This window comes from Xanthomonas sp. WHRI 7065 (genome assembly GCF_040203115.2).
Taxonomy (GTDB): Bacteria; Pseudomonadota; Gammaproteobacteria; order Xanthomonadales; family Xanthomonadaceae; genus Xanthomonas; species Xanthomonas arboricola.
Genome location: NZ_CP168194.1, coordinates 4,267,250 through 4,288,807 on the forward strand (window position 1 = coordinate 4,267,250; position 21,558 = coordinate 4,288,807).

23 protein-coding genes are annotated in these 21,558 nt (G+C 67.7%); 12 read left to right on the top strand and 11 right to left on the bottom strand.

The genetic code is table 11. The features are described 5' to 3' along the window. Window positions 1–132 precede the first annotated feature (132 nt). Window positions 133–1,029, bottom strand: coding sequence for a DMT family transporter (locus ABQY64_RS17695; RefSeq protein ID WP_039525238.1), 897 nt, complete (start codon window positions 1,027–1,029; stop codon window positions 133–135). Between the two features lie 106 nt (window positions 1,030–1,135). Between ABQY64_RS17695 and ABQY64_RS17700 the strand changes: the two genes are divergently transcribed. The 6 genes from ABQY64_RS17700 (at window position 1,136) to ABQY64_RS17725 (ending at window position 6,435) form a co-directional block, all read left to right on the top strand. Next, a complete protein-coding gene (locus ABQY64_RS17700) occupies window positions 1,136–1,621 on the top strand; it encodes a YajQ family cyclic di-GMP-binding protein (protein WP_016903460.1) in 486 nt (161 codons plus the stop codon). A 133-nt stretch (window positions 1,622–1,754) separates the two neighbouring features. Continuing rightward, window positions 1,755–2,219 (top strand): hypothetical protein, encoded by a 465-nt coding sequence (locus tag ABQY64_RS17705; RefSeq protein ID WP_349780399.1) that lies wholly within the window; start codon window positions 1,755–1,757, stop codon window positions 2,217–2,219. Then, window positions 2,212–3,951: an ATP-binding protein gene (locus ABQY64_RS17710; RefSeq protein WP_039518763.1), complete on the top strand. Its 1,740-nt coding sequence runs from the start codon at window positions 2,212–2,214 to the stop codon at window positions 3,949–3,951. Before ABQY64_RS17705 ends, ABQY64_RS17710 begins: the two co-directional genes overlap by 8 nt. Further along, complete coding sequence (locus ABQY64_RS17715; RefSeq protein WP_039518762.1) at window positions 3,938–4,765, top strand: carboxylesterase; 828 nt, start codon at window positions 3,938–3,940, stop codon at window positions 4,763–4,765. Before ABQY64_RS17710 ends, ABQY64_RS17715 begins: the two co-directional genes overlap by 14 nt. Before the next feature lie 135 nt (window positions 4,766–4,900). After that, on the top strand, window positions 4,901–5,461 hold the full coding sequence (locus ABQY64_RS17720; protein ID WP_039518761.1) for a DUF1415 domain-containing protein: 561 nt from the start codon (window positions 4,901–4,903) through the stop codon (window positions 5,459–5,461). Window positions 5,462–5,628: 167 nt separating this feature from the next. Further along, the gene (locus ABQY64_RS17725) at window positions 5,629–6,435 is read left to right on the top strand and encodes an SDR family oxidoreductase (protein ID WP_039518760.1); all 807 of its coding nucleotides are present in this window, start codon (window positions 5,629–5,631) and stop codon (window positions 6,433–6,435) included. Window positions 6,436–6,511: 76 nt separating this feature from the next. On the opposite strand, the gene ABQY64_RS17730 is transcribed toward ABQY64_RS17725, so the two are convergent. Together ABQY64_RS17730 and ABQY64_RS17735 are read right to left on the bottom strand one after the other, a co-directional pair. Further along, window positions 6,512–7,225: a pseudouridine synthase gene (locus ABQY64_RS17730; RefSeq protein ID WP_039518759.1), complete on the bottom strand. Its 714-nt coding sequence runs from the start codon at window positions 7,223–7,225 to the stop codon at window positions 6,512–6,514. Beyond that, window positions 7,222–8,289, bottom strand: coding sequence for a class I SAM-dependent methyltransferase (locus ABQY64_RS17735; RefSeq protein ID WP_024940274.1), 1,068 nt, complete (start codon window positions 8,287–8,289; stop codon window positions 7,222–7,224). Before ABQY64_RS17735 ends, ABQY64_RS17730 begins: the two co-directional genes overlap by 4 nt. 192 nt (window positions 8,290–8,481) lie before the next feature. On the opposite strand from ABQY64_RS17735, the gene ABQY64_RS17740 reads away from it, so the two are divergent. After that, complete coding sequence (locus ABQY64_RS17740) at window positions 8,482–8,742, top strand: hypothetical protein (RefSeq protein WP_087962350.1); 261 nt, start codon at window positions 8,482–8,484, stop codon at window positions 8,740–8,742. Window positions 8,743–8,851: 109 nt separating this feature from the next. Here the strand turns inward: ABQY64_RS17740 and ABQY64_RS17745 are convergent, their stop codons facing one another. The 5 genes from ABQY64_RS17745 to ABQY64_RS17765 all read right to left on the bottom strand — a co-directional run bounded on the left by ABQY64_RS17745 (window position 8,852) and on the right by ABQY64_RS17765 (window position 13,572). Continuing rightward, window positions 8,852–10,186, bottom strand: coding sequence for a sorbosone dehydrogenase family protein (locus tag ABQY64_RS17745; RefSeq protein WP_016903451.1), 1,335 nt, complete (start codon window positions 10,184–10,186; stop codon window positions 8,852–8,854). Between the two features lie 87 nt (window positions 10,187–10,273). Continuing rightward, on the bottom strand, window positions 10,274–10,582 hold the full coding sequence (locus ABQY64_RS17750; protein ID WP_024940277.1) for a DUF3247 family protein: 309 nt from the start codon (window positions 10,580–10,582) through the stop codon (window positions 10,274–10,276). 125 nt (window positions 10,583–10,707) lie between these two features. Continuing rightward, a complete protein-coding gene (locus tag ABQY64_RS17755) occupies window positions 10,708–12,741 on the bottom strand; it encodes a PAS domain-containing sensor histidine kinase (protein WP_104599947.1) in 2,034 nt (677 codons plus the stop codon). A gap of 107 nt (window positions 12,742–12,848) precedes the next feature. Next, window positions 12,849–13,139 (bottom strand): hypothetical protein, encoded by a 291-nt coding sequence (locus ABQY64_RS17760; protein WP_016903448.1) that lies wholly within the window; start codon window positions 13,137–13,139, stop codon window positions 12,849–12,851. Beyond that, entirely contained in the window at window positions 13,126–13,572 is a 447-nt protein-coding gene (locus ABQY64_RS17765; protein WP_024940280.1) for a hypothetical protein, read from the bottom strand. Before ABQY64_RS17765 ends, ABQY64_RS17760 begins: the two co-directional genes overlap by 14 nt. Window positions 13,573–13,821: 249 nt before the next feature. Between ABQY64_RS17765 and ABQY64_RS17770 the strand changes: the two genes are divergently transcribed. After that, window positions 13,822–14,397, top strand: coding sequence for a DUF3016 domain-containing protein (locus tag ABQY64_RS17770; protein ID WP_104599945.1), 576 nt, complete (start codon window positions 13,822–13,824; stop codon window positions 14,395–14,397). Window positions 14,398–14,623: 226 nt separating this feature from the next. Here ABQY64_RS17770 and alr read toward each other — a convergent pair whose 3' ends face one another. After that, window positions 14,624–15,724 carry an alanine racemase gene (gene alr / locus ABQY64_RS17775; RefSeq protein ID WP_104599944.1) on the bottom strand — a complete coding sequence of 367 codons (1,101 nt, stop codon included), beginning with the start codon at window positions 15,722–15,724 and terminating at the stop codon, window positions 14,624–14,626. Further along, window positions 15,724–17,013, bottom strand: a complete 1,290-nt coding sequence (locus ABQY64_RS17780; RefSeq protein ID WP_104599943.1) for a D-amino acid dehydrogenase — start codon at window positions 17,011–17,013, stop codon at window positions 15,724–15,726. The genes alr and ABQY64_RS17780 overlap by 1 nt, the downstream gene beginning before the upstream one ends. Before the next feature lie 148 nt (window positions 17,014–17,161). Here ABQY64_RS17780 and ABQY64_RS17785 point away from each other — a divergent pair, with 148 nt between their 5' ends. Continuing rightward, window positions 17,162–17,641 (top strand): Lrp/AsnC ligand binding domain-containing protein, encoded by a 480-nt coding sequence (locus ABQY64_RS17785; RefSeq protein WP_024940284.1) that lies wholly within the window; start codon window positions 17,162–17,164, stop codon window positions 17,639–17,641. A 39-nt stretch (window positions 17,642–17,680) separates the two neighbouring features. Here ABQY64_RS17785 and ABQY64_RS17790 read toward each other — a convergent pair whose 3' ends face one another. Then, window positions 17,681–18,112 carry a hypothetical protein gene (locus tag ABQY64_RS17790; RefSeq protein ID WP_104599942.1) on the bottom strand — a complete coding sequence of 144 codons (432 nt, stop codon included), beginning with the start codon at window positions 18,110–18,112 and terminating at the stop codon, window positions 17,681–17,683. A 420-nt stretch (window positions 18,113–18,532) separates the two neighbouring features. Between ABQY64_RS17790 and msrB the strand changes: the two genes are divergently transcribed. The 3 genes from msrB to motB all read left to right on the top strand — a co-directional run bounded on the left by msrB (window position 18,533) and on the right by motB (window position 21,471). Next, on the top strand, window positions 18,533–18,997 hold the full coding sequence (gene msrB / locus ABQY64_RS17795; RefSeq protein WP_104560117.1) for a peptide-methionine (R)-S-oxide reductase MsrB: 465 nt from the start codon (window positions 18,533–18,535) through the stop codon (window positions 18,995–18,997). A gap of 412 nt (window positions 18,998–19,409) precedes the next feature. Then, on the top strand, window positions 19,410–20,264 hold the full coding sequence (motA, locus tag ABQY64_RS17800; protein ID WP_024940287.1) for a flagellar motor stator protein MotA: 855 nt from the start codon (window positions 19,410–19,412) through the stop codon (window positions 20,262–20,264). Window positions 20,265–20,274: 10 nt separating this feature from the next. Continuing rightward, window positions 20,275–21,471 (top strand): flagellar motor protein MotB, encoded by a 1,197-nt coding sequence (gene motB / locus ABQY64_RS17805; RefSeq protein ID WP_126968346.1) that lies wholly within the window; start codon window positions 20,275–20,277, stop codon window positions 21,469–21,471. Window positions 21,472–21,558 lie beyond the last annotated feature (87 nt).

Here is a 21,558-nt window from a genome sequence, read left to right on the forward strand (position 1 = left end):
TTGGGGATTGGGGAGTCGGGATTGGGGATTGGCATAGGACGGGATTGGAGATTCGGGATTCGGGATTCGCAAAAGCCAGAGCGCCTTGCCGTTGCTCTGGCGAATCCCCAATCCCGAATCCCGAATCCCCAATCACGGCTTATCCAACGACATCGGCCGATCCGCCTTCCGAATCCGCTCCCGGCGCAGCAGATACAGCCCGCTGGCGACGATGATGCCGGCGCCGGTCCAGGTCCAGCTGTCGGGCAGGGTCTGCCACAGCAGCCAGTCCAAGCCGATCACCCAGACCAGGCCGGTGTATTCCAGCGGCGCGATCATCGAGGCCTCGCCGCGCAGGAAGGCCTGGGTCAGCGCGATCTGCCCCAGTGCGCCGGCCAGGCCCATGCCGGCGATCAGCCAGGCGTGCTCGCCCCGCAACGGCACCCAGTCGGGAATGGCCAGCAGGCCGGCGCCGACCGCCATGAACAGCAGGAACGACACCACCATCGCCTGCGGGGTGTCGGTGCGGGTCAGCAGACTCACGCTGATGGCGGCGATGGCATAGGCGGTGGCCGCCAGCAGCACCATCAGCCCGGGCAGCGAGATCAGCCCGTCCACGCCCGGGCGCAACACCACGATCACCCCGACCAGGCCGATGCCGATCGCCGTCCAGCGGCGTGGCCCGACCCGCTCGCCCAGCAACGGCACCGACAGCGCCGCCACCAGCAGCGGGGCGACGAAATACAGCGTGTAGGCGGTCGACAGCGGCATGCGCTTCAGGCCGTAGACGAAGCAGCCGATCATCACCATGCCCAGTACCCCGCGCAGCAGGTGCAGGCCCCAGCGCACCGGCACGATCGAGCGCGGCCCGGCGGTGGCAAATACCCACACCAGCACGAACGGCAGCGAGGCGGCGCCGCGCAGCAGGGTGACCTGCAGCGGCGGGTAATGCGCCGACAGCAGCTTCATTCCCGCATCCATCAGCGAGAAACAGGCCACGGCGGCCACCATCCAGGTGATGGCGGGAAGCGGAGAGCGGGTGGTGGGCATGGACCATTATCGCTGCGCTTGCGCGCAGACTGGCAACCCTGTGTCGACAGGTGCGACGACGCGATGGCCTAGAATGGCGGCTGTTTACAGACAGCAGGAGCTTTGCATGCCTTCCTTCGACGTGGTGTCCGAAGTCGACAAGCACGAACTGACCAATGCGGTGGACCAGGCCAACCGCGAGCTGGATACGCGCTTCGATTTCAAGGGGGTCGAGGCCAGGTTCGAGCTGGAAGACGGCAAGGCGATCAACCAGTCCGCGCCCAGCGATTTCCAGGTCAAGCAGATGACCGACATCCTGCGCGCGCGCCTGCTGGCGCGCGGCATCGACGTGCGTTGCCTGGAGTTCGGCGACATGGAAACCAACCTGGCCGGTGCACGCCAGAAGGTCACCGTCAAGCAGGGCATCGAGCAGAAGCAGGCCAAGCAGCTGGTGGCCAAGCTGAAGGAAGCCAAGCTCAAGGTCGAGGCGCAGATCAATGGCGACAAGCTGCGCGTGAGCGGCAAGAAGCGCGACGATCTGCAGGATGCGATGGCGCTGCTGAAGAAGGCCGACTTCGAGCTGCCGCTGCAGTTCGACAACTTCCGCGACTGAGCACGCGTTGTGGCTGACACGGCGCCTTGTCGTGCCGCGCTGTGCAGGCGGGCCGCACAGCGCGGTGTGGCGACCGTCCGCTGCTCGGGCATCGGCCACGCGCGCACCGGCGCGTTACGGATCTGATGCAAGCATGCGCGGCCTGCTCTCCAGCCTGTTGCAACGCGCGCACCCGGCCACGGTGCCGCAGGCGCCGCCCGCTGCCGGGACGGCGTGCGCCGTGACGCACGCACAGCCACGCATCGAAGCCGGCTCGACGCTGCACACGTTGGCCGAGCTGGACCCGCTGGCGGCTGCAGCGTTTGCCGATGCGTTTGCGGTGGAAGTGCAGCGCGCCATCGCCAGCTGCACGCTCGGCCAGGCCAGCACCACCCAGGCGCAGGCACTGGAGCAGATCCATTCGCTCAAGAACACGCTCTCGCTGACCGGCTCTGCCGAACTGCTGAATGCCTGCGACCAGTTGCGCGGCGATGTCGACGGCGGCGAACCGGGGTCCGCGCTTGCGCAGCGCTACACCGCGATTGCGACCGCGGCCGGCCTGCTGGTCAAGAATTACCGGCGCACCCTCCCCAACGACGACACCGCCCCCGATGCGTAGTGGATCCAACCGCGCGGCGCCCGGCCTGATTCTGGCCGCCCGGCAGCTGCGCAACGACAGGCTGGTGCGGCTGTTCGAATCGTTCCTGGAATATCGCGCCTGCGTCGGCCGGGTGATCGTGCAGACCATCGTGGCCCTGTGGTGCTTCGGCTGGCTGTACGGGCCGCAACCGGTGCTGGTCAGGGATGCACAGGCGGTCTTCCCCACCGCGGCGACGCTGTGGATGGTGGCAGTGATCTGGATGGTGCTGGTGCGACGCAGGATCATCCCGCCAGGCGAGTGGCTGGATGCGATCGGCTTTGCGATGAACCTGCTGTTCATCGGTATCCAGACCTATCTGGCCTTCATCCTGCTGATGTCGCTGAATGCCTTCCTGCCCTTCATCACCATCGCCGCCGTGGCGCGCTATGGGCAAAAGGCGACGCTGCCGGTGCTGCTCAGCACCTTCGTGCTGATGCTGCTGACTGCGCCGGCCGGCTATTGGCTGTCGCGGCCGGCGTACTTCGTGTATGCGGTGGCGCTGAGCGTGGTGCTGCCGCTGCTGGTGGCGCGCATCGTCAGTGCAATGCAGGAGATCGCCCTGCAGGCGCTGGCCTCGCGCGATGCGCAGAGCCGCTTCATCAGCACCATGAACCACGAACTGCGCACGCCGTTGAACGCGGTCATCAACTGCGCGCAGCTGATCGACAGCGACACCTTGTCGGCGCAACAGCGCGAACTGATGCAGGCGGTGACGGTCAATGCGATCGCGCTGCGGCATCGGGTGAACGAAGTGATCGACGTGGCCAGCATCGACGGTGGCCGCCTGCAACTGCACAGCAAGCCGCTGAGCCTGCTCGACGTGCTGGCCACGGTCAAAGCGGTGTGCGCGAGTGCAGCGTCGACCAAGGGCGTGGCGCTGGCGCTGCGCAGCGATGTGGCGCAGACGCCTGACCTCATCGGCGACGAGGGGCGTATCGAACAGGTCATCACCAATCTGGTCATCAATGCGATCAAGTTCACCCCGGCCGGTGGCGCGGTCGATGTGCTGATCGCCGCCACGCAGGTGCAGCAGCGCTGGGCGATCGCGGTGACCGTGACCGACACCGGCATCGGCATCCCCGACCCCCAGAAGGCCTATATCTTCACGCCCTTCACTCAGCTCAGCACCGGTTTCAGCCGCGCCGAGGGCGGGGTCGGCCTGGGCCTGTTCATTGCGCTGTCGGTGTCCGAGGCAATGGGCGGCAGCCTGAGCGTGCGCGACAACCCCGGCGGCGGCAGCGTATTTCGCTGGACCTTCGAACTGGCCGCCGCCGCGGCGCAAGGCTGCCGCCCGCCGGCGCTGCGCGAGGCCCTGCAACAGCATGCCGCGACGGTGCCGCCGCTGCATTGCCTGGTGTTCGAGGACATGGACACCAATCGGCTGGTGATCGGCAATCTGCTCACCCGCGCCGGGCACCGGGTAAGCTTTCACAGCGATGGCAGCAACGCGGTGCAGCGCATCCGCGAGGCGGCGCCGGACCTGGTGTTCCTCGACCTGCACATGCCCGGCACCTCGGGCTGGGACGCGCTGGGGGAGGCGCGCACGGCGATTGCCGCGCTGCCGCCGATCATCGTGCTGACCGCCGACACCCGCACCGATTCGATGCGCGAGGCCACCGCGGCCGGCGTGGCCGGCTATCTGTCCAAACCGATCAACGCGCACCAATTGCTGGCCATGCTCGCCGCGCATGCCCCCCATGCAACCGGCTGACCTGAAACCGGGCAACGCGGCACGCCGGCACTGGCACACCGCCGCGCAGACGCGCACGCCACTGGCGCTGCTGTACCTGCACGGGTTCACCGCCAGCCCGGGAGAAGCCGGCGAACTGCCCGAGCAGATCGCCGATGCGCTGGCTGCCAACCTGTACGTGCACCGTTGGCCCGGGCATGGCCGCAGCGCCGCCGATGCGATGCAGGGGCTGACGCCGGCGATGTTGCAGGCCTCGGCCCTGGATGCGCTGGCGCAGGCACAGCACATGGGTGCACGCGTGGCGATCGTTGGCTCGTCCATGGGTGCCACGCTGGGCTTGTGGCTTGCGGCGCAGCGCCCCGACGCGGTGGCTGCGGTGGTCGCCTGGTCACCGGGCATCCGGCCGGCCGACCCGGCGCTGCTGGATCAGGTCTGCGCCGCGCAAACGCCCTTGACCGACCCGCGCCCACGCACCGCCGCGTCGCTGGCGTTCTGGTCCGGCACCATCCACCCGGATGGATTCCGCGCGCTGCGCAGCCTGTTCGACGCGGTTGCCGCCGATCCACCGTGGCCCCGCGTGCAATGCCCGGTGTTTCTGGGCTATTACCGCGCTGCCAACGGCGAGGAGGATCCAACCGCCTCGGTGCCGGCGATGCTGGCGATGTTCGCTGCGCTCGGCAGCGCGGCGGAGCACACCTGCGCGATGGCCTTCGACACCGGCGCGCATGCGATCGGCTCGCCGCACAAGACCCCGCACGCCGATAAAGTTGCGCAGGCATCGATTGCGTTTCTGCGCGCGCATGTCGGCGCAAACACGCATGCGGATGCCACCTAGGCCGCGTCAGCGCTGCAACTGCTGCAGTTTTTCCTGCGTTCCGCCAAGCGCCGACTCCGCGCTGCACTGCACCGGCACAGGCGGCCGCGCCGGCAGCGATCGCATACACTGGCCCACCATCACGCCGCCGCCACGATGACGACCACACCTGCCACGCTCGATCCGTTGACCGCCACCCGCCAGTGGATCGAGCGCGCGGTGATCGGCCTGAATCTGTGCCCGTTCGCCAAGGCGGTCTACGTCAAGGAGCAGGTGCGGCTGGTGCTCAGCGATGCCAGCACGCCCGAAGCGTTGCTCGAACAACTGGCCGAGGAACTGGTGTTGCTGCGCGACACGCCGGCCGAGCAGATCGACACCACCTTGATCGTACATCCGGACGTGCTCACCGATTTCCTGGACTACAACGACTTCCTCGACAACGCTGATGCGGCGGTGGAAGCGCTGGATCTGGGTGGCGTGTTGCAGGTGGCCAGCTTCCATCCGGACTATCAGTTCGCAGGCGCGGCGGTGGATGACGTGGCCAACTTCACCAACCGCTCGCCCTACCCCACCTTGCACCTGCTGCGCGAAGACAGCGTGGAGCGTGCGGTGGCCGCGTTTCCGGACCCGGACGTGATCGTCGAACGCAATATCCAGACGCTGGAACGCCTGGGCCAGGGCGGCTGGGAGCGGTTGTTGAGCGCATCGCAGCACTGACCGCCGCATCGCGTGCGGCGGCGCGTGCATGAAACGCGCAGCGATGCCGGCGCGCAGCGGCGCGGCAAAACACCGGCATACATACGTCACGCGCGGCGATTGCCTTGCTACGGCCACCACGGCGCCCGCGTTACAGTGCGCGCGACCTCACTCCCCTGGTGCGCCCGATGCCCCTGACCCCCGCCGTCTCCGCATGGAATCCCTCCCCGTTGCAGGACCGCGTGGTGGTGATCACCGGCGGCGCCCAAGGCATCGGCCGTGGCATTGCGCAGGCGGTGCTGGGCGCCGGCGGCAGCGTGGTGATCGGCGACCTGGATGCCGATGCCGGCAAGGCCTGCCTGCAGGAGTGGGCATTGCCGCGACGCAGTGCCTTCGTGCGGTGCGATGCCGCGCGCCCGGCCCAGGCAGCGCGCCTGATCGCCACCGCGCTTAAACGCTTCGGGCGACTCGATGGCCTGGTCAACAACGCCGGCGTGGCCGATCCGCATGTGGCGCCATTGCCGCAACTGGACTGGGACGAGTGGAATCACCGGCTGGCCAGCCTGCATGGCGCCTTCCTGTGCAGCAAGCAGGCCTTGCCCGCGTTGGCGCAGGCCCAGGGCGGCGGTGCGATCGTCAACATCGCCTCCACCCGCGCCTGGCAATCCGAGCCGCATAGCGAAGCCTATGCCGCCGCCAAGGGCGGGCTGGTGGCCTTCACCCACGCCTTGGCGCTGAGCGAAGGCCCGCAGGTGCGCGTCAACAGCATCAGCCCAGGCTGGATCAGCACCGACGCCTGGCGCGCACCGGCGCGCCGGCGCACACCCAAGTTGTCACGGCGCGACCATGCCCAGCATCCGGCCGGACGGGTCGGCACGCCGGAAGACATCGCGCAACTGGCGGTCTATCTGCTGTCGCCGCAGCTGTCCGGCTTTGTGACCGGGCAGGACTTCATCGTCGATGGCGGCATGTCGCGCAAGATGCAGTACGTCTGAGGCATTGCGGCGCAGGCGGCCTGCAGCAGACCGCGCAGGCCGGAAGCGCCGCAGGCGCCATCACTGGCGGCGCGGCTCAGGTCTGCTCGCTGCGGCCGAACAACACCGCAAGATCCCCTGCCCCCAGCGCGCGCCATTGCCCGGACGGCAGACCGTCCAGCGCCAAGCCACCGATGCGGCTGCGGTGCAAGGCCACCACGTGATTGCCGGCGGCGGCGAACATGCGCCGCACCTGGTGGTAGCGGCCTTCGTGCAGGGTCAGGCGTGCCTCGCGTGGGCCGAGCACGTCCAGTTCGGCCGGCAGCAGCGGCTTGGTTTCGCCTTCCAGCAACAGCGTGCCGCTGGCAAACAGCGCCGCCTCGTCGCCACGCAGGTCCTCGGCCAGGGTGACGTCGTAGACCTTGTCCAGCGCCGACTTGGGCGAAATGATCCGGTGCAGCAGCGCACCGTCGTCGGTCATCAGCAACATGCCGCTGGTCTCGCGATCCAGCCGCCCCACCGGCGCCAGCACCGGTGCGCGCGAACGGAAGCGCTGCGGCAGCAGTTCGTAGATCAGCCGGCCGGTGTCCTTGGTCGAGCAGGTGTAGCCGCCGGGCTTGTGCAGCAACAGGCTGAAACCCGCTGGCGGATCCAGCGGTTCGCCATCAATACGGATCGCATCGTGCTCCACCTGGTCGTCGGCATACAGCACCTCGCCGGCGGCGTCGGTGACCGCGCCCTGGCGAAACAGCTGGGTCACCTGCTTGCGGCTGCCGTAGCCGAGGTTGGCGATGTGCTTGACCAGCTTCATGCGCGCGCTCCGCGGCCGCGGATGGCGGAAATCAGCTTGAAACCGTCGCGTTCGGCGGCCACGCGCACCTGCCCGAAGCTTTCGTTGAGCACGTACTCGTAGGGCAGATGCCGGTTGGCGACCAGCAGCAGCTGCCCACCCGGGCGCAACGCCTGCGCGGCCACGGCGATGAAGCGCTGGCCGATATCCGGGCGATCGGCACGCGAAGGCGTGTGGAACGGGGGGTTGCTGACGATGAAATCGTACTGCGCCCCCAGGCCGGCGGTAACGTCGCGCCAGTGGTACTGCAGCTGCGCCGGATGCGCGATGGCCTGCAGATTGCGCCGCGCCAGGGTCAGCGCGCGCGCCTCGGCCTCGTACAGATCCAGCCCGGTGACCTTGGGGCAGCGCGCCAGCACCTCGGCCGACAGATAGCCAAAGCCCGCGCCCAGATCGGCGCCGTGTCCGGCCAGGGTGCTCGGCAGATGCTCGACCAGCAGCGCCGAGGCAGGGTCGATGCGGTCCCAGGCAAACACACCGGGGCGACTGACGAAGCGCCCGTCCAGAATGGGGCGCGGCGCATCCAGCGCGGCCCAGCGCGCCTGCAGCGCCGCATCGGTGTCGGCAGGCAGCGGCGCGCTCCAGTAGGTGCGGCAATGGTGCTTGGTCAGGCTGCCGGCCAGGCCGGTGAGCTGACGCAGATCCGCCTCGCCCGAGCGCGCGCCCTCGTTGTTGGACTGGCAGGCCACCACGCGGCCGCCCGGGGCGGCCAGCGCCACCGCGCGCGCGAACAGGGCACGCGCTTCCTCGCGTTGCCGCGGCGGCAGCACCAGCACCAGGGCATAGCGGGTGCTGTCGGCCTCGATCTCGCTCTCTTCGCGCACGTTCCAGCCGTTGCGCTCCAGCGCTTCGGCGAAGGGACGAAAGCTCTGCTCGCAGGTCAGCGCATCGGCAGCCGCATGCTCGCGCAGCGGAAACCCGTCGCGCGCGCGCAGGAACAGCACCGGACCGCTGGGCCAGGGCAGCACGCCCTGGGCGAAGGGCAGAAACAGAGCTTGAAGCGGGGCATCGTGCGGGCCAGCCATCGGATCATCGGGTCGGGAACAGGCCGCCATTGTAAGGGAGCGCTGCCTGCCACCCGCCCTGGCGCCCGCTTGGGCGGGTATTCGATTGCGTGAGCTGCAGACGGCGACCCTTCCAATGTCTATACGGTCTATTGATGCGCACGCAACATCCGCCCGCCTAGGCTGGAATCACACCAATACCGGAGAGACGCGATGCGAGCCCTGTTCGTAGGTGGAGTGGTCGACAACAGCGAAATGGATCTGGATGACACCCCGCCACCGATGCACTACCCCGAAAACACCGGTGCGGGCCGGCCGCGTTACCGCCTGCACCAGGTCGGCGAGCGCGACGATGGCAGCGTGGCATATGCGGTATATGGCGCTCCGGAAATGGCCGATGATGACATCAGCCGGATCACCGAAGAACGTGGCTATGCGCGCCGCTTCAGTGCCTCGCCGGAACCGCCGCGCTGAGTGCGAGCGAACTGGCGTGACGCCGCACATGACCGCGGCATACGCATGAAAAAACCGGGCCTGGGCCCGGTTTTTTCGTTTGAACGCCTGAGCCAGCGCGTTATCTGGATCAGCGCGCCTTGGGTGTCACCCGCCAGATCACATTGCCGACATCGTCGGCCACCAGCAGCGCCCCGGTATTGTCCGGGCTCACGCCCACCGGGCGCCCCTGCGCATTGCCTTCGGCATCCAGGAAACCATCCAGCACCGTGATCGGCGTGCCGCTGGGCTTGCCATCGACGAACGGCACGAACAGCACCTTGTAGCCGCTGGGCGGGTCGCGATTCCACGAACCGTGCTGGCCAATGAAGGCGCCCTGGCGGAAGCGCTCCGGCAACAGGCTTCCGCTGGCAAAGCTCAGGCCCAGCGAGGCGGTATGCGGGCCCAGCGCGTAGTCGGGCTTGATCGCCTTGGCCACCAGCTCGGGGTTCTGCGGTTTGACCCGCTCGTCCACATGCTGGCCGTAATAGCTGTAGGGCCAGCCATAGAAGCCGCCGTCGCGCACCGAGGTCAGGTAGTCCGGCACCAGATCGCTGCCGATCTCGTCGCGCTCGTTGACCACCACCCACAGCGACTTGCTCTGCGGCTCCCAGGCGGTGCCGACCGGATTGCGCAGGCCGCTGGCGAACACCCGGCTGCTGCCGGTGGCCGGGTCGATCTCCAGGATCGCGGCGCGGTTGAGTTCGGCCTCCATGCCGTTTTCGGCCACGTTGCTGTTGGAACCGACGCCGACATACAGCTTGCTGCCATCGGCACTGGCCAGCAGCGACTTGGTCCAATGGTGATTCAGGCCGCCGGGCAGATTGGCCACGAAGGTCGGCTTGGCGGTGATATGCGTCTCGCCGGGCTTGTACGGAAAGCTCACCAGCGCATCGGCATTGGCCACGTAGAAACGATCGCCGATCAGGGCCATGCCGAACGGGGAAAACAGCCCGCTGATGAACTGGGTGCGCACTTCGGCCACGCCGTCGCCATCGGCATCGCGCAGCAAGGTGATGCGGTTGGCACTGGGCACCACGGCGCCGGCCTTGCTCATCATCGCGCCCTGCACCTTCTTGCGGATGCCGCCGCCTTCGGCGTCTTCCGGCTTGGGCGGCTCGGCGGTCTCGGCCACCAGCACGTCGCCGTTCGGCAGCACATAGACCCAGCGCGGGTGATCCAGGTCGCGTGCAAACGCGGCCACCTGCAGGTCGTCGGCAGCGATCGGCTTGGCGTTCTCGGTCCAGCGCTTGACCGGCGCCACCTTGACGGTGGGGATCAGGCGTTTGACCGGCTCGGGCAATTGCGGGTTCGGCCCGGTCCCTTGTTCGATGGCAAGCGTGGCGGTATCGCCGCAGGCGGCGAGGATGGCGACGGTCATCAGCGACAGCGGCCAGCGGGCGAGCTTCAACGCGGGAGCATTCATTGCGCGATTGATCCTGAACAGTTACGACAATCGGCCATCATGCCGTCAACGCCATGACGAGAAGTAAACACATCGTCAATGCGTGACTCAGGGAGCGGCTTGCGGATCGCTGCCCAACGGCAAGGGGTGCACTGCCACGATGCGATCCATCCAGATCCAGTGCGGCTCCTGCGCGGCATCCAGTTGGTCGATGCGCAGCTGGCCGTTGACGCCTTCGCGTTGCTGGTCGTCCAGATAGGTCTGAATGCTCGGGCGCACGGCGACGGTGCCGCTGATCATGCTGCCGTCGTCGAGCTCGACGCGCACGCGCTCCTGGCCACCGAGCAGTGACACCCAGTGTTCGAGCGTGGCGATCTGTACTTGTTCCGAATAGACATGCGGGGCGTATCTGGACATGGCGTCATCTCCATCGAAGGAATGCACCACGCTAGGCCATCGGCCGTGAAAGAGGCAGTAAACAGCCTCTTTCACCTGTGCTTGTCAGCCGGAGCAGCGGCGCCACGTCGGCGGCGCCTGCCCTCTCACTCCACCGATTCGCGCGCGGCGCGCACCGCGGTGACCAGTTGGGCGACGCTGTAGGGCTTGGCCAGATGCTCCTGGAAACCGGAGTCCAGCGCGCGCTTGCGATCGTCGTCGCGTGCCAGGGCGGTCACTGCCACGGCCGGCAGTGCCGCCGCGTCCAGCCCCATGTTCTCGCGCACGGTGCGGATCAGCCCGTAGCCGTCCATGCCCGGCATGCCGATGTCGGTCAGCATCAGATCGAAGCGTGCGTGGCCGCGATGATCGATCAGTGCCAGCGCATCGGTGGCGCTGCCGGCGGTGACAACTTCGGCGCCCTGCTCTTCCAGCAGACGGCGCAGGTAATCGAGCATGTCCGGCTGGTCTTCCACCGCCAGCAGGCGCAAGCCGTTGAGCGCGCGCGCTTCGATGATCTGCTCGGACATCAAGCGCCGGCGCAGCTCGCGCCGCGGACGCCTGGCCTGATCGGGAATATGCTCCGGCAGGCGCACGGTGAAGGTGGCGCCCTTGCCGCGACCGCCGCTGGTGGCGCTGACCTGGCCGCCATGCATTTCCACCAGCTGCTGCACGATCGCCAGGCCCAGGCCCAGGCCGCCATGCTGGCGCGTGGTGGTGCCGTCGGCCTGGCGGAAGCGGCCGAACAGATGCGGAAGGAACTCCGCTGCGATGCCGTCGCCCGAATCGCGTATCGCGACCAGCAGGTGGCTGTCGTCGCGTTCGATGGTGACGTCGATGCGGCCATGTGCCGGGGTGAACTTGATCGCGTTGGACAGCAGATTCCATAGCACCTGCTGCAGCCGCGTGGCATCGCCCAGCACCAGACACGGCGCGGACGGGGCATGCACTTCCAGCACCTGGTCCTTGCCCTCGGCAGCCAGCTCCTGGGTGTTCAGGGCCTCGCGCACCTGTTCGACCAGATCCAGCGACTCGACCTCCAACTGCACCTTGCCCAGCAACATGCTGCTGAGGTCGAGCATGTCCGAAATCAGGCGTTTCTGCGCACGGGCGCTGCTGGCGATCACCGACAGACCCTTGTAGTTGGGATGGCCTTCTTCGACCCGCTGCAGCAGCAGCTCGCTCCAGCCCAGAATGGTGGTCAGCGGCGTGCGCAATTCGTGCGACAAGGTGGCCAGGAACTCGTCCTTCAGCCGCGCCATGCTCTCGGCTTCGTTGCGTGCGCTGCGCTCGGATTCGAGCAGTTGCTCGCGCGCCAGTTCGATCTCGCGTTGTTCGGTCACGTCCGGGCTGCTGCCGGCCAGGCCGATGAAACGCCCGTCAGCCGAGTAGCGCGGCGTGGCGGTCATTTCGATCCAGCGCCACTGCCCGTCGTGGCGACGCGCGCGCACCAGGGCGTGCAGGCCGCGCTGTTCTTCCAGTGCGGTGGCCAGTTCGAACTGGAAGATCGACAGGTCGTCCGGATGCAGCAACTCGCTCCAGGCCGACACCGTGCCGCTGGAAATGTCGATGCCGAAAAATTCGCCATAGGCGCTGTTGACGAAGCGCACCACGCCTTGCGCGTCCAGTACCCAGACCGGCATTGGCAGGCCATCGGCCAGGGCGCTGAAACGCGCCTCGCTCTCGGCCAGCTCGCGCTCCACCCGCTTGCGCTCGGTGATGTCCATGAACAACACCGCCACCCGCGCCTGCTCCGGCTGCCCGACCCGGAATGCGTCCACCGAATACCAGCGGCGCAATGCCTTGGCCTGCATTTCGAAGTGGATGCGGTTGCCGGTGCGGGCGACATGGCCGTAGCGGTCGAACCATTCCTGTTCGTGATCGACCAGCATGCCCCGAATGGACACGTTCAACACATTGGATAGACCGGTGTAGCGCTCGAATGCGCCATTGGTCATCCGGATCACGTAATCGACGGCCTTGTCGCCATCGAACACCATATCGATGACGCAAAACCCCGCGTCCAGGTTATGGAAGATCTCGTGGTACATCCCCGGGTCGAGGAAGGGCTCGGCGAGGGCTGCCGGGTGGCTAGTAGCCAGATCGGGGCTGGTGGTCGAGGTGCTCAAATCGGGATCCAGGGGTGATGCCAGGGCGGATGACGAGCAGATGAAACCACGCCCGGTGTCGTCAGCGGGTGCACAGCCGGCCGGCCCGGTTCACGCGCGTGCCGCCGGCTCCCCGGGGATCACCACAGCAGCGCCGCGCACAGCGCGATGCATGCCGCCAGCACCACGATCCCGGCGATCACGCCGCGAAACACCCACTCGCCTTCGCGGCGCAACTGCTCGTCCATCCAGCGCTGCGCTTCTTCGCGCCAGGCGGTGGAACGCGCGTACTCGGCGTCCAGCAACAGCAGCCGCACCCGCGACAGGCCTAGCTTGGCGCATTCGCTGCGGCAGCGCTCGCTGAAACCATCCTCGCCGGTGGCGACCTGTGCGCCCAGCGGCAACTGCAATTCGAGTTCATGCCTGGACATAACGGGGACGCTCCTGATCAAGCTCGTGTTCCAGCGCCATCCGCGCCAGTTGGGTGTAGTTGGCGCGTGGACCCTGGCCGCGGCCGGTGAGCATCCCCTGGTAATCCAGGTCCTGCCAGACCCGCCCGGTCCACTCGACGCAATCCTCGGCAATCACCAGCATCAGCGAGTAGCGGTACTCCAGCCCGTTGGCGGCGGTGTAGGCGTAGACCGGCGGAAACTGCACCGCCACATCGCCCTGGCGCGCCAGCGCGGCCAGGTGCTCGCGCAAGGCATCACGCGGCGAGGCTCCCGGCTCCAGACGCAGCGTGCGCGTGGCCAGATCCAGGTCCACATCGCTTTGCAGGGCGACGAAGGCGGCGGCCCCGGTGGCGGGGTTATGGCCGTGCTGTTTCGCCCAGTCGATGAACTGCAGGCGCACGTCCGACGGCATGTGTGCCGGCGCCGAAGAGGCTGGCTTTGTGCGGAAAGAGTGGGTGTCCATGCTGGCGATCTTCCGGGCTGCGCCGTGAAGCGCAGGCGCAGGCGCGGTGAACCCGCCGTCATGGCGCCAGCGTTGCGGATTAACCGCGTGGCAATGGCCTGCCAGCCCTTGCGCGGCAAGCGTTGCCGGCAGGCAGACGCGCCCCCACACTGCAACGACGCCCGGTACGTCCACGTACCTTCCGCTTGGAGACTTTCCATGAAACGTTCCAGCCTTTGCGGCGCCAGCCTGTTGCTGGCAGGACTGCTCGCGGCAACCGGCGCGCAGGCACGTATACGCAACGTCACCGACCCGCAGGCGCCGCGCGCGCTGACCAGCGATGGCAAGGTCGATGTGCGCTGGACCGACCCGGCGCAGTTTTCCGAAGTGCGCTTCAGCGGCAACCGCTGGGAAGCGCAGCGTGGCGACTGGGTGACCCAGCTGGCGACCTATTTCCAGCAGAGCGCCGCGCGCAAGCTGCCCGACGGCCAGCGCCTGAGCGTGACCATCACCGACATCCGCCGCGCCGGCCAGTACGAGCCCTGGCACGGGCCGCGCATGCAGGACGTGCGCATCGTCAAGGACATCTACCCGCCGCGCCTGAGCTTCAACTACACGCTGACCGGCGCCGATGGCCAGGTGATCGACCAGGGCGAACGCAAGCTGGTGGATTCGGCGTTTCTGATGAGCGGCCCGCGCCTGACCGACAGCGATCCGCTGCGCTTCGAAAAGGCGATGGTCGACGACTGGGTGCGCAAGCAGTTCCGCGGCGACCGGAGTACTGCGGGGTTGTGAGCTGCTGCTTCAAGCCCCTCTCCCGCCGGGGCGCCACGGCATAGCTTGCGCGCCACTGGCGCGCGTGCCTTGGTGCGCCGGCGCCGCTGGCGCAGGCCGGGGCGTGGAGCGGGGGTTGGGGTGAAGGTACGGGCGAAGCCCACCTGTTGTTCCAGGTGCATGTGGCTTGGTACGTCCCCTCATCCGCCCCTTCGGAGCACCTTCTCCCGATGGGAGAAGGGACATCTCACCGCGTGACTCCCTCGCCCACTGCCGCCTCACCCACATACGTCCGCGGCACGCGCTTGAGTCCACACATCAGTTGATACGCGCTGACATTGCACTGCATCGCCAACGGGGAAACCCGCGGCGCATCGCCCCACAGCTGCACCGACGCACCGATGTCGGCCTGCGGGTGCTCGGTGAGATCCACGGTCAGCATGTCCATCGACACGCGCCCGATCAGCGGGCAGACCTGGCCATCCACCAGCAGCGGGGTGCCGTTGGGAGCGAACTGCGGATAGCCGTCGGCATAGCCGGCCGCCACCACGCCGACGCGGGTGGGACGCTCGGCGACGAAGCGGGCGCCGTACCCCACCGGCTCGCCGGCCGGCAGCTCGCGCACGGAGATGATGCGCGAGCGCAGCGTCATCACCGGGCGTAGTTGCGCGGTGGTGTCGGTGTCCTGCGGGAACGGGTTTGCGCCGTACAGCATCAGCCCCGGACGCGACCAATCGTTGCGCAGCGCCGGCCAGCCGAGCAGGCCGGGCGAATTGCGCAGGCTGGTTTCGGCCTGCATGCCGCCTGCGGTGAGCGCGAACGCCACCGCCTGTTCGTCGGTGCGGCTGCACTCCAGCTCGTCGGCGCGCGCCAGGTGGGTCATCAGCACCAGCGAGGCGATCTGCGGCAGCCCGCGCAGACGCAACCACGCCGCACGAAAGTCTTCCGGTGACAGGCCCAGCCGATGCATGCCGCTGTCCAGCTTCAGCCATACCCGCAATGGACGCGGGCTCTGGAACTCGGCCAGTGCGCGCACCTGCTGCGGCGTGGCCACCACCGTCCACAGATCATGCTCGGCAATCAGGCGCAGTTCGTCGTGTTCGAAGAACCCTTCCAGCAGCAGGATCGGTGCGCGGATGCCGGCCTGACGCAGCTCCAGCGCTTCTTCGATGCAGGCCACCGCAAAGCCGTCGGCCTCGCTGTCCAGCGCCTGCGCGCAGCGCACCGCGCCGTGGCCGTAGGCATCGGCCTTGACCACCGCCAGGGCCTTGCTGCCGCCCAGGCGCTTGGCCAGGCGGTAGTTGTGACGCAATGCGTCCAGGTCGATCAACGCTTGCGCAGGACGCACTACGCGGCCTCCTGCTGCGCGCGGGCGCTGCGTGGCGACAGGTAACGGAAGATGTCCAGGCCTTCGCTATCGATGTCGGGCGTGCGGCCCTGCATCAGGTCGGCCAGATAGCGGCCCGAGCCGCAGGCCATGGTCCAGCCCAGGGTGCCGTGGCCGGTATTGAGGAACAGGTTGGCATACGGCGTGGCGCCGACCACCGGCGTACCGTCCGGCGTGGCTGGGCGCAGGCCGGTCCAGAACTCGGCCTGGGCCAGATCGCCGGCACCGGGGAACAGGTCGTTGACCACCATCTCCAGCGTGGCGCGGCGGCGCGGGTTCAACGACAGGTCGAAGCCGGCCACCTCGGCCATGCCGCCGACGCGGATACGGTCGTCGAAGCGGGTCAGCGCGATCTTGTAGCTCTCGTCCAGCACCGTGGAGGTCGGCGCGCGCGCGGCATCCACGATCGGGATGGTCAGCGAATAGCCCTTGAGCGGATACACCGGCAGGTGCAGGCCGAGCGAGAGCAGCAGGTCGGCCGAATAACTGCCCAGCGCCAGCACGTAGCGGTCGGCGGTCTCGATGCGGCCATCGATCTGCACGCCGGTGACGCGCCCGCCTGCGTGCTGCAGATGCTCGATCTGCTGCCCGTAGCGGAACTCCACCCCCGCCTGCGCGGCCAGTTCGGCCAGGCGCTGGGTAAACAGCCGGCAGTCGCCGGTCTGGTCCTCGGGCAGGCGCAGGGCGCCGGCCATCTGCGCGCCACCGCCGGCCAGGCCCGGTTCGAACTGTGCGATCTGCGCCGGGGTCAGCAGCTCGTAGGGCACGCCGTACTGGGCCAGCACCTCGATGTCCTGCGCGGCGGCATCCAGTTGCTGCTGGGTGCGAAACAGCTGGGTGGTACCGAGCTGGCGGCCTTCGAACTCGATGCCGGTGCTGGCACGCAATGCGTTCAGGCAATCGCGGCTGTAGTCGGACATGCGCACCATGCGCGCCTTGTTCACCGCGTAGCGCTCGGCGGTGCAGTTGCGCAGCATCTGGCTGAGCCAGGCCAGCTGACGCAGGTCGCGGGTGGGCCGGATCGACAGCGGTGCATGCTGCTCGAACAGCCACTTCACCGCCTTGCCGGGCACACCGGGCGCGGCCCACGGCGAGGTGTAGCCGAACGACAGCTGGCCGGCATTGGCGTAGCTGGTTTCCAGCGCCGCCGCCGATTGGCGGTCGACCACGGTGACCTCGCAACCGGCTTGCGCCAGATACCAGGCCGTGGTGGTGCCGATGACGCCACTACCGAGAATGAGCACCCGCATGTCGTTCTCCTGGAAAGGGTATTCCCCCACAACCAGGCGCCGAGGGGGACAGTTAGACGCAGTATATTGCGAGCCAGGCAGTGCCATTTCTGGAATCAGCCCGCCTTGGCAGTGAATCCTCCTGTCAAACCCTGTGGAAGCAGACCCGATGACGACCCGCACCCGCGAGCTGGACAAGATCGACCGCAAGATCCTGCGCATCCTGCAGCAGGAGGGGCGGATTTCCTTTACCGAACTGGGCGAGCGGGTGGGCCTGTCGACCACGCCCTGCACCGAGCGCGTGCGCCGGCTGGAGCGCGATGGCGCCATCACCGGCTACTACGCGCGGCTGGACCCGCACTATCTCAAGGCCAGCCTGCTGGTGTTCGTGGAGATCAGCCTGGCCTACAAGTCCGGCGACATTTTCGAGGAGTTCCGGCGCGCCGCGCTCAAGCTGCCCAACGTGCTGGAATGCCATCTGGTCTCGGGCGATTTCGACTACCTGCTCAAGGCGCGCATCAGCGAGATGGCCTCCTACCGCAAGCTGCTCGGCAGCACCTTGCTGACCATGCCGCATGTGCGCGAGTCCAAGAGCTACATCGTAATGGAAGAGGTCAAGGAGACCTTGGCGTTGCCGATCGAAGGCTGAGATTCGAGATTCGGGAGTGAGGATTCGTAATGGCGCGGGTCAGCGCACCACGCGCATGCCGTCGCCGGCCGGGACCGCGTCGTAATAGCGCCCGGTCTTGGTATCCAGCACCCGGTTGGCGCCGGCCGGCTGCATGCCGTGCAGCAAGCGGCCATTGCGGTCATAGACCATCGGCGCGCTGGCCGGCGCAACCTGGCTGCCGGCCGGCGCCACCGGCGTTTGGGCCGGGCCACGGGTCGGGATGGTGGGCGCGGACGGGCGCTGGCCGAGCTGCGATGGCACCGGAGCCGTGGCCGGCGCGGGCTGCACTGCGCGCGGCGCGGTCAGCGTGGGCTGGGCGGGCGTCGGGCTGGTGATCGGCTGCAGCGTATTGGACGAGCGTGTGCTGGTGGCCGATTGCGCCGCCGCAGCGCTGGCGGCAGCCAGCAGGCCGCACAGCAGCAGGCCGCGCATTGAAGGAGAGATCGCCATGACGGACACCGTGCTTGATCGAGGAGTACTCCCTGGATGGGGGCGCCGGCGTGCTGCGGCAATGCATCGGGCCGGCTATGGCCTGAACGCGTTCGCGAGATGAGTGCGGCGCGAAAGGCACTTCCTGCTCCCATCGGGACAAGCTGGCGCACAGCGCCGGATGAGGGTGCGTGAAACCTGGCAATCAGTACTGCGTCGTGGCTTCGCCGCCGTACCCTCACCCCAACCCCCGCTCCGCGCCCCGGCCTGCGCCAGCGGCGCAGACGCAGCACCAAGGCACGCGCGCCAGTGGCGCGCAAGCTGTGCCGTGGCGCCCCGGCGGGAGAGGGGCTTGGTCCCCGCACGCTTGAACCACGCCGACAGCGCCCACATCACGGGTGCAGGCGCGGCACCCTGCCAGCGCGCGCATGCGAGAACCCCATGAGCCAGTTCGATCTGACCCCTCCCTCCCCCGCCCAACGCGACGCCCTGATCGCCGGGCTTAGCGACGAGGAACAGCGCGTGCTGCTGCACCATGGCACCGAAGCGCCGTTCTGCGGGGTGTTCCTGGACAACAAGCTCGACGGCGTCTACACCTGCCGCCTGTGCGGGTTGCCGCTGTTCCGCTCCAGCGCCAAGTTCGAATCCGGCACCGGCTGGCCGAGCTTCTTCGCCCCGTACGACACCGCCCATGTGCGCGAAATCCGCGACACCAGCTACGGTATGATCCGCACCGAGATCGTCTGCGCGCGCTGCGATAGCCACCTGGGCCACGTCTTCCCCGACGGCCCGCCGCCGACCGGTGAACGCCACTGCCTGAACTCGGTCTCGCTGGGCTTTACCGAAAACGGCCAGGCCCTGCCCAACCCCTTGCAGCGCGAAGGCGCCGAAGCGCAACCGGCCTGAGCCGACACATGCATCCGGCCCGGAGGGATTCCGGGCCGGATGCATGCCTGCAACACCTGCGCCCACCTATGCGCCCACTGGCAGGCGCTGCTGAATCGCCGACGCGATAGCGACCCCGAAAAGGCGTCGAACCACCGCTGTAGCCAGGCGCGATTCACCTGAGCAAGGCTAGGTCACGATGAGCGTTGCAAGGATTGCTGCAGTAGGCAGCGGCGCCGCAAAGCCCTTCAATCAAAGGCTGGAACGGCCTGAGCGCACCTGGCGCAACTAACGACAGCGCCGCAACCTGCCGCGTGAAGATGCGATCGACCAAGCGATCGTTCAGTTACACCGCACACCTTCACGCCGTGCGCTTCAAGAATCCGCCGCGCAAGCCGAAACAACAGCAACCCTGTTTGCTTTTGGCTGCGCCATGCTCATCATCATCGGCTTCATCGTCGTCATCGTCAGTGTCCTCGGCGGCTATGTGCTGTCGCATGGCAAGCTGGGCGCGCTCTGGCAGCCGTACGAGCTGATGATCATCGGTGGCGCGGCGTTCGGTGCGTTTCTGGTCAGCACGCCCGGCAAGATCGTCAAGGAGACCTTCAGCAGCATCCTGGGCGTGTTCAAGGGCCCGCAGTACAAGTCCGACGACTACAAGGACACGCTGAGCCTGATCTACGAGTTGCTCAACAAGGCGCGCCGCGACGGCTTCATGGCGCTGGAAGACCACGTCGAAAAACCGCAGGACAGCACCATCTTCGGCAACTACCCCAAGGTGGTCGCCGACCATCACCTGCTGGACTTCATCACCGACTGCCTGCGCCTGATGATCGGCAGCAACATCGAGCCGCACGAGCTGGAGCCGTTGCTCGAGCTGGAGCTGGAAAAACATCACCACGAAGCACTGGCGCCCTCGCATGCGTTGAGCAAGGTGTCCGACGGCCTGCCCGGCTTCGGCATCGTGGCGGCCGTGCTCGGCATCGTGATCACCATGGGTTCGATCGGCGGGCCGATCGAGGAGATCGGCCACCACGTCGGTGCCGCCCTGGTCGGCACCTTCCTGGGCATTTTGCTGGCCTATGGCTTCGTCGCGCCGCTGGCCGCGGCGATGGAAGCGCGCGCCGAGCAGGATGGACGCATGTACGAGGCGGTCAAGACCGCGCTGCTGGCCTGCCTGCGTGGCTACAACCCGAAGATTGCGCTGGAATTCGCGCGCAAGACGCTGCCCTCCAACGTGCGTCCGAGCTTTGCGGATTTCGAAACGCACCTGAAGACGATCAAGTAGGACCGCGGTCATGGCCGAGGGCAAATCCACCGTCGTCATCCGACGGGTCAAGAAGGTGCAGGGCGGCGGCCATCATGGCGGCGCCTGGAAGGTGGCGTTTGCCGACTTCGTGACCGCGATGATGGCGTTCTTCCTGGTGCTGTGGCTGATGGCCGCTACCACCAAGGAGCAGCGCGCGGCGATCTCGGAATATTTCCGCAATCCCAGCCCGTTGTCGGGCAAGTCGCCGGCCCCCTCGCCGGGCATGAACGGCCCCGGCGGCGCCAGCACCTCGATGATCAAGCTCGGCGGCACCGCCGACATGGCCAAGGGGCAGAAGGACGAGATGGGCCGCAAGCGCGACAACGCTGCCGATACCAACGAAGACAGCCGCGCCAGGGACAAGAAGCGCCTGGAAGCGCTGATGCAGGACCTGAAAGAGGCCATCGACAAGAGCCAGGCGCTGGAGCCGTTCAAGGACCAGCTGCTGCTCGACCTCACCCCGGACGGCCTGCGCATCCAGATCGTGGACAAGCAGAACCGGCCGATGTTCGACATGGGCCGCGACCAGCTCAAGCCGTACACCGTGGCGATCCTGCGCGAGCTGTCCAGCTTCATCAACCAGGTGCCCAACCACATCAGCATCACCGGCCACACCGACACCACCGCCTACAGCAGCGATACCGGTTACACCAACTGGGAACTCAGCGCCGACCGCGCCAATGCCGCGCGCCGTGCGCTGGTGGGCGGCGGCATGGACGATGCCAAGGTCACCCGCGTGGTGGGGCTGTCCTCGTCGGTGCTGTTCGACAAGACCGACCCGCAGAACCCGATCAACCGCCGTATCAGCATCGTGGTGATGACCCAGGATGCCGAACAGGCCGCGCTGGCCGGCGCCGGCCAGGGCATTGCGCTGGGCAAGCCCACCCACGATGCCGACACCCATGTGCCGGATCTGAGCGCCGCGGCGACCGCCACCACCGCGGTGGGGACCCCGGCAGCGCTGCCTGCGGCAGGACCCACCGCAGCTGCGCCGGCGGGCGGACCTGCGGCAGCGGCCAGCGCCACATCGCCTGCTGCAGCGCCCCCGGCCACCAGCGCTGCGCCGGCGGCACCGCGCGTCTCCACGCGCAGCCAGGTGGCTTCGGCCACCGCACTGGCCAAGGCTGCCGAAGCCGCCGTGGCCGCACCGCGCACTGCGGTCAGCGAAGCACCCGCGCGGCGCTGACGGCGGCTTAGGGCACCTGGCAAGGCGTTGCCTGGCGGTTCTTGGCGGTTCTTGGCGGTTGCGGGCGGCTGCGGGCGGCTGCGGGCG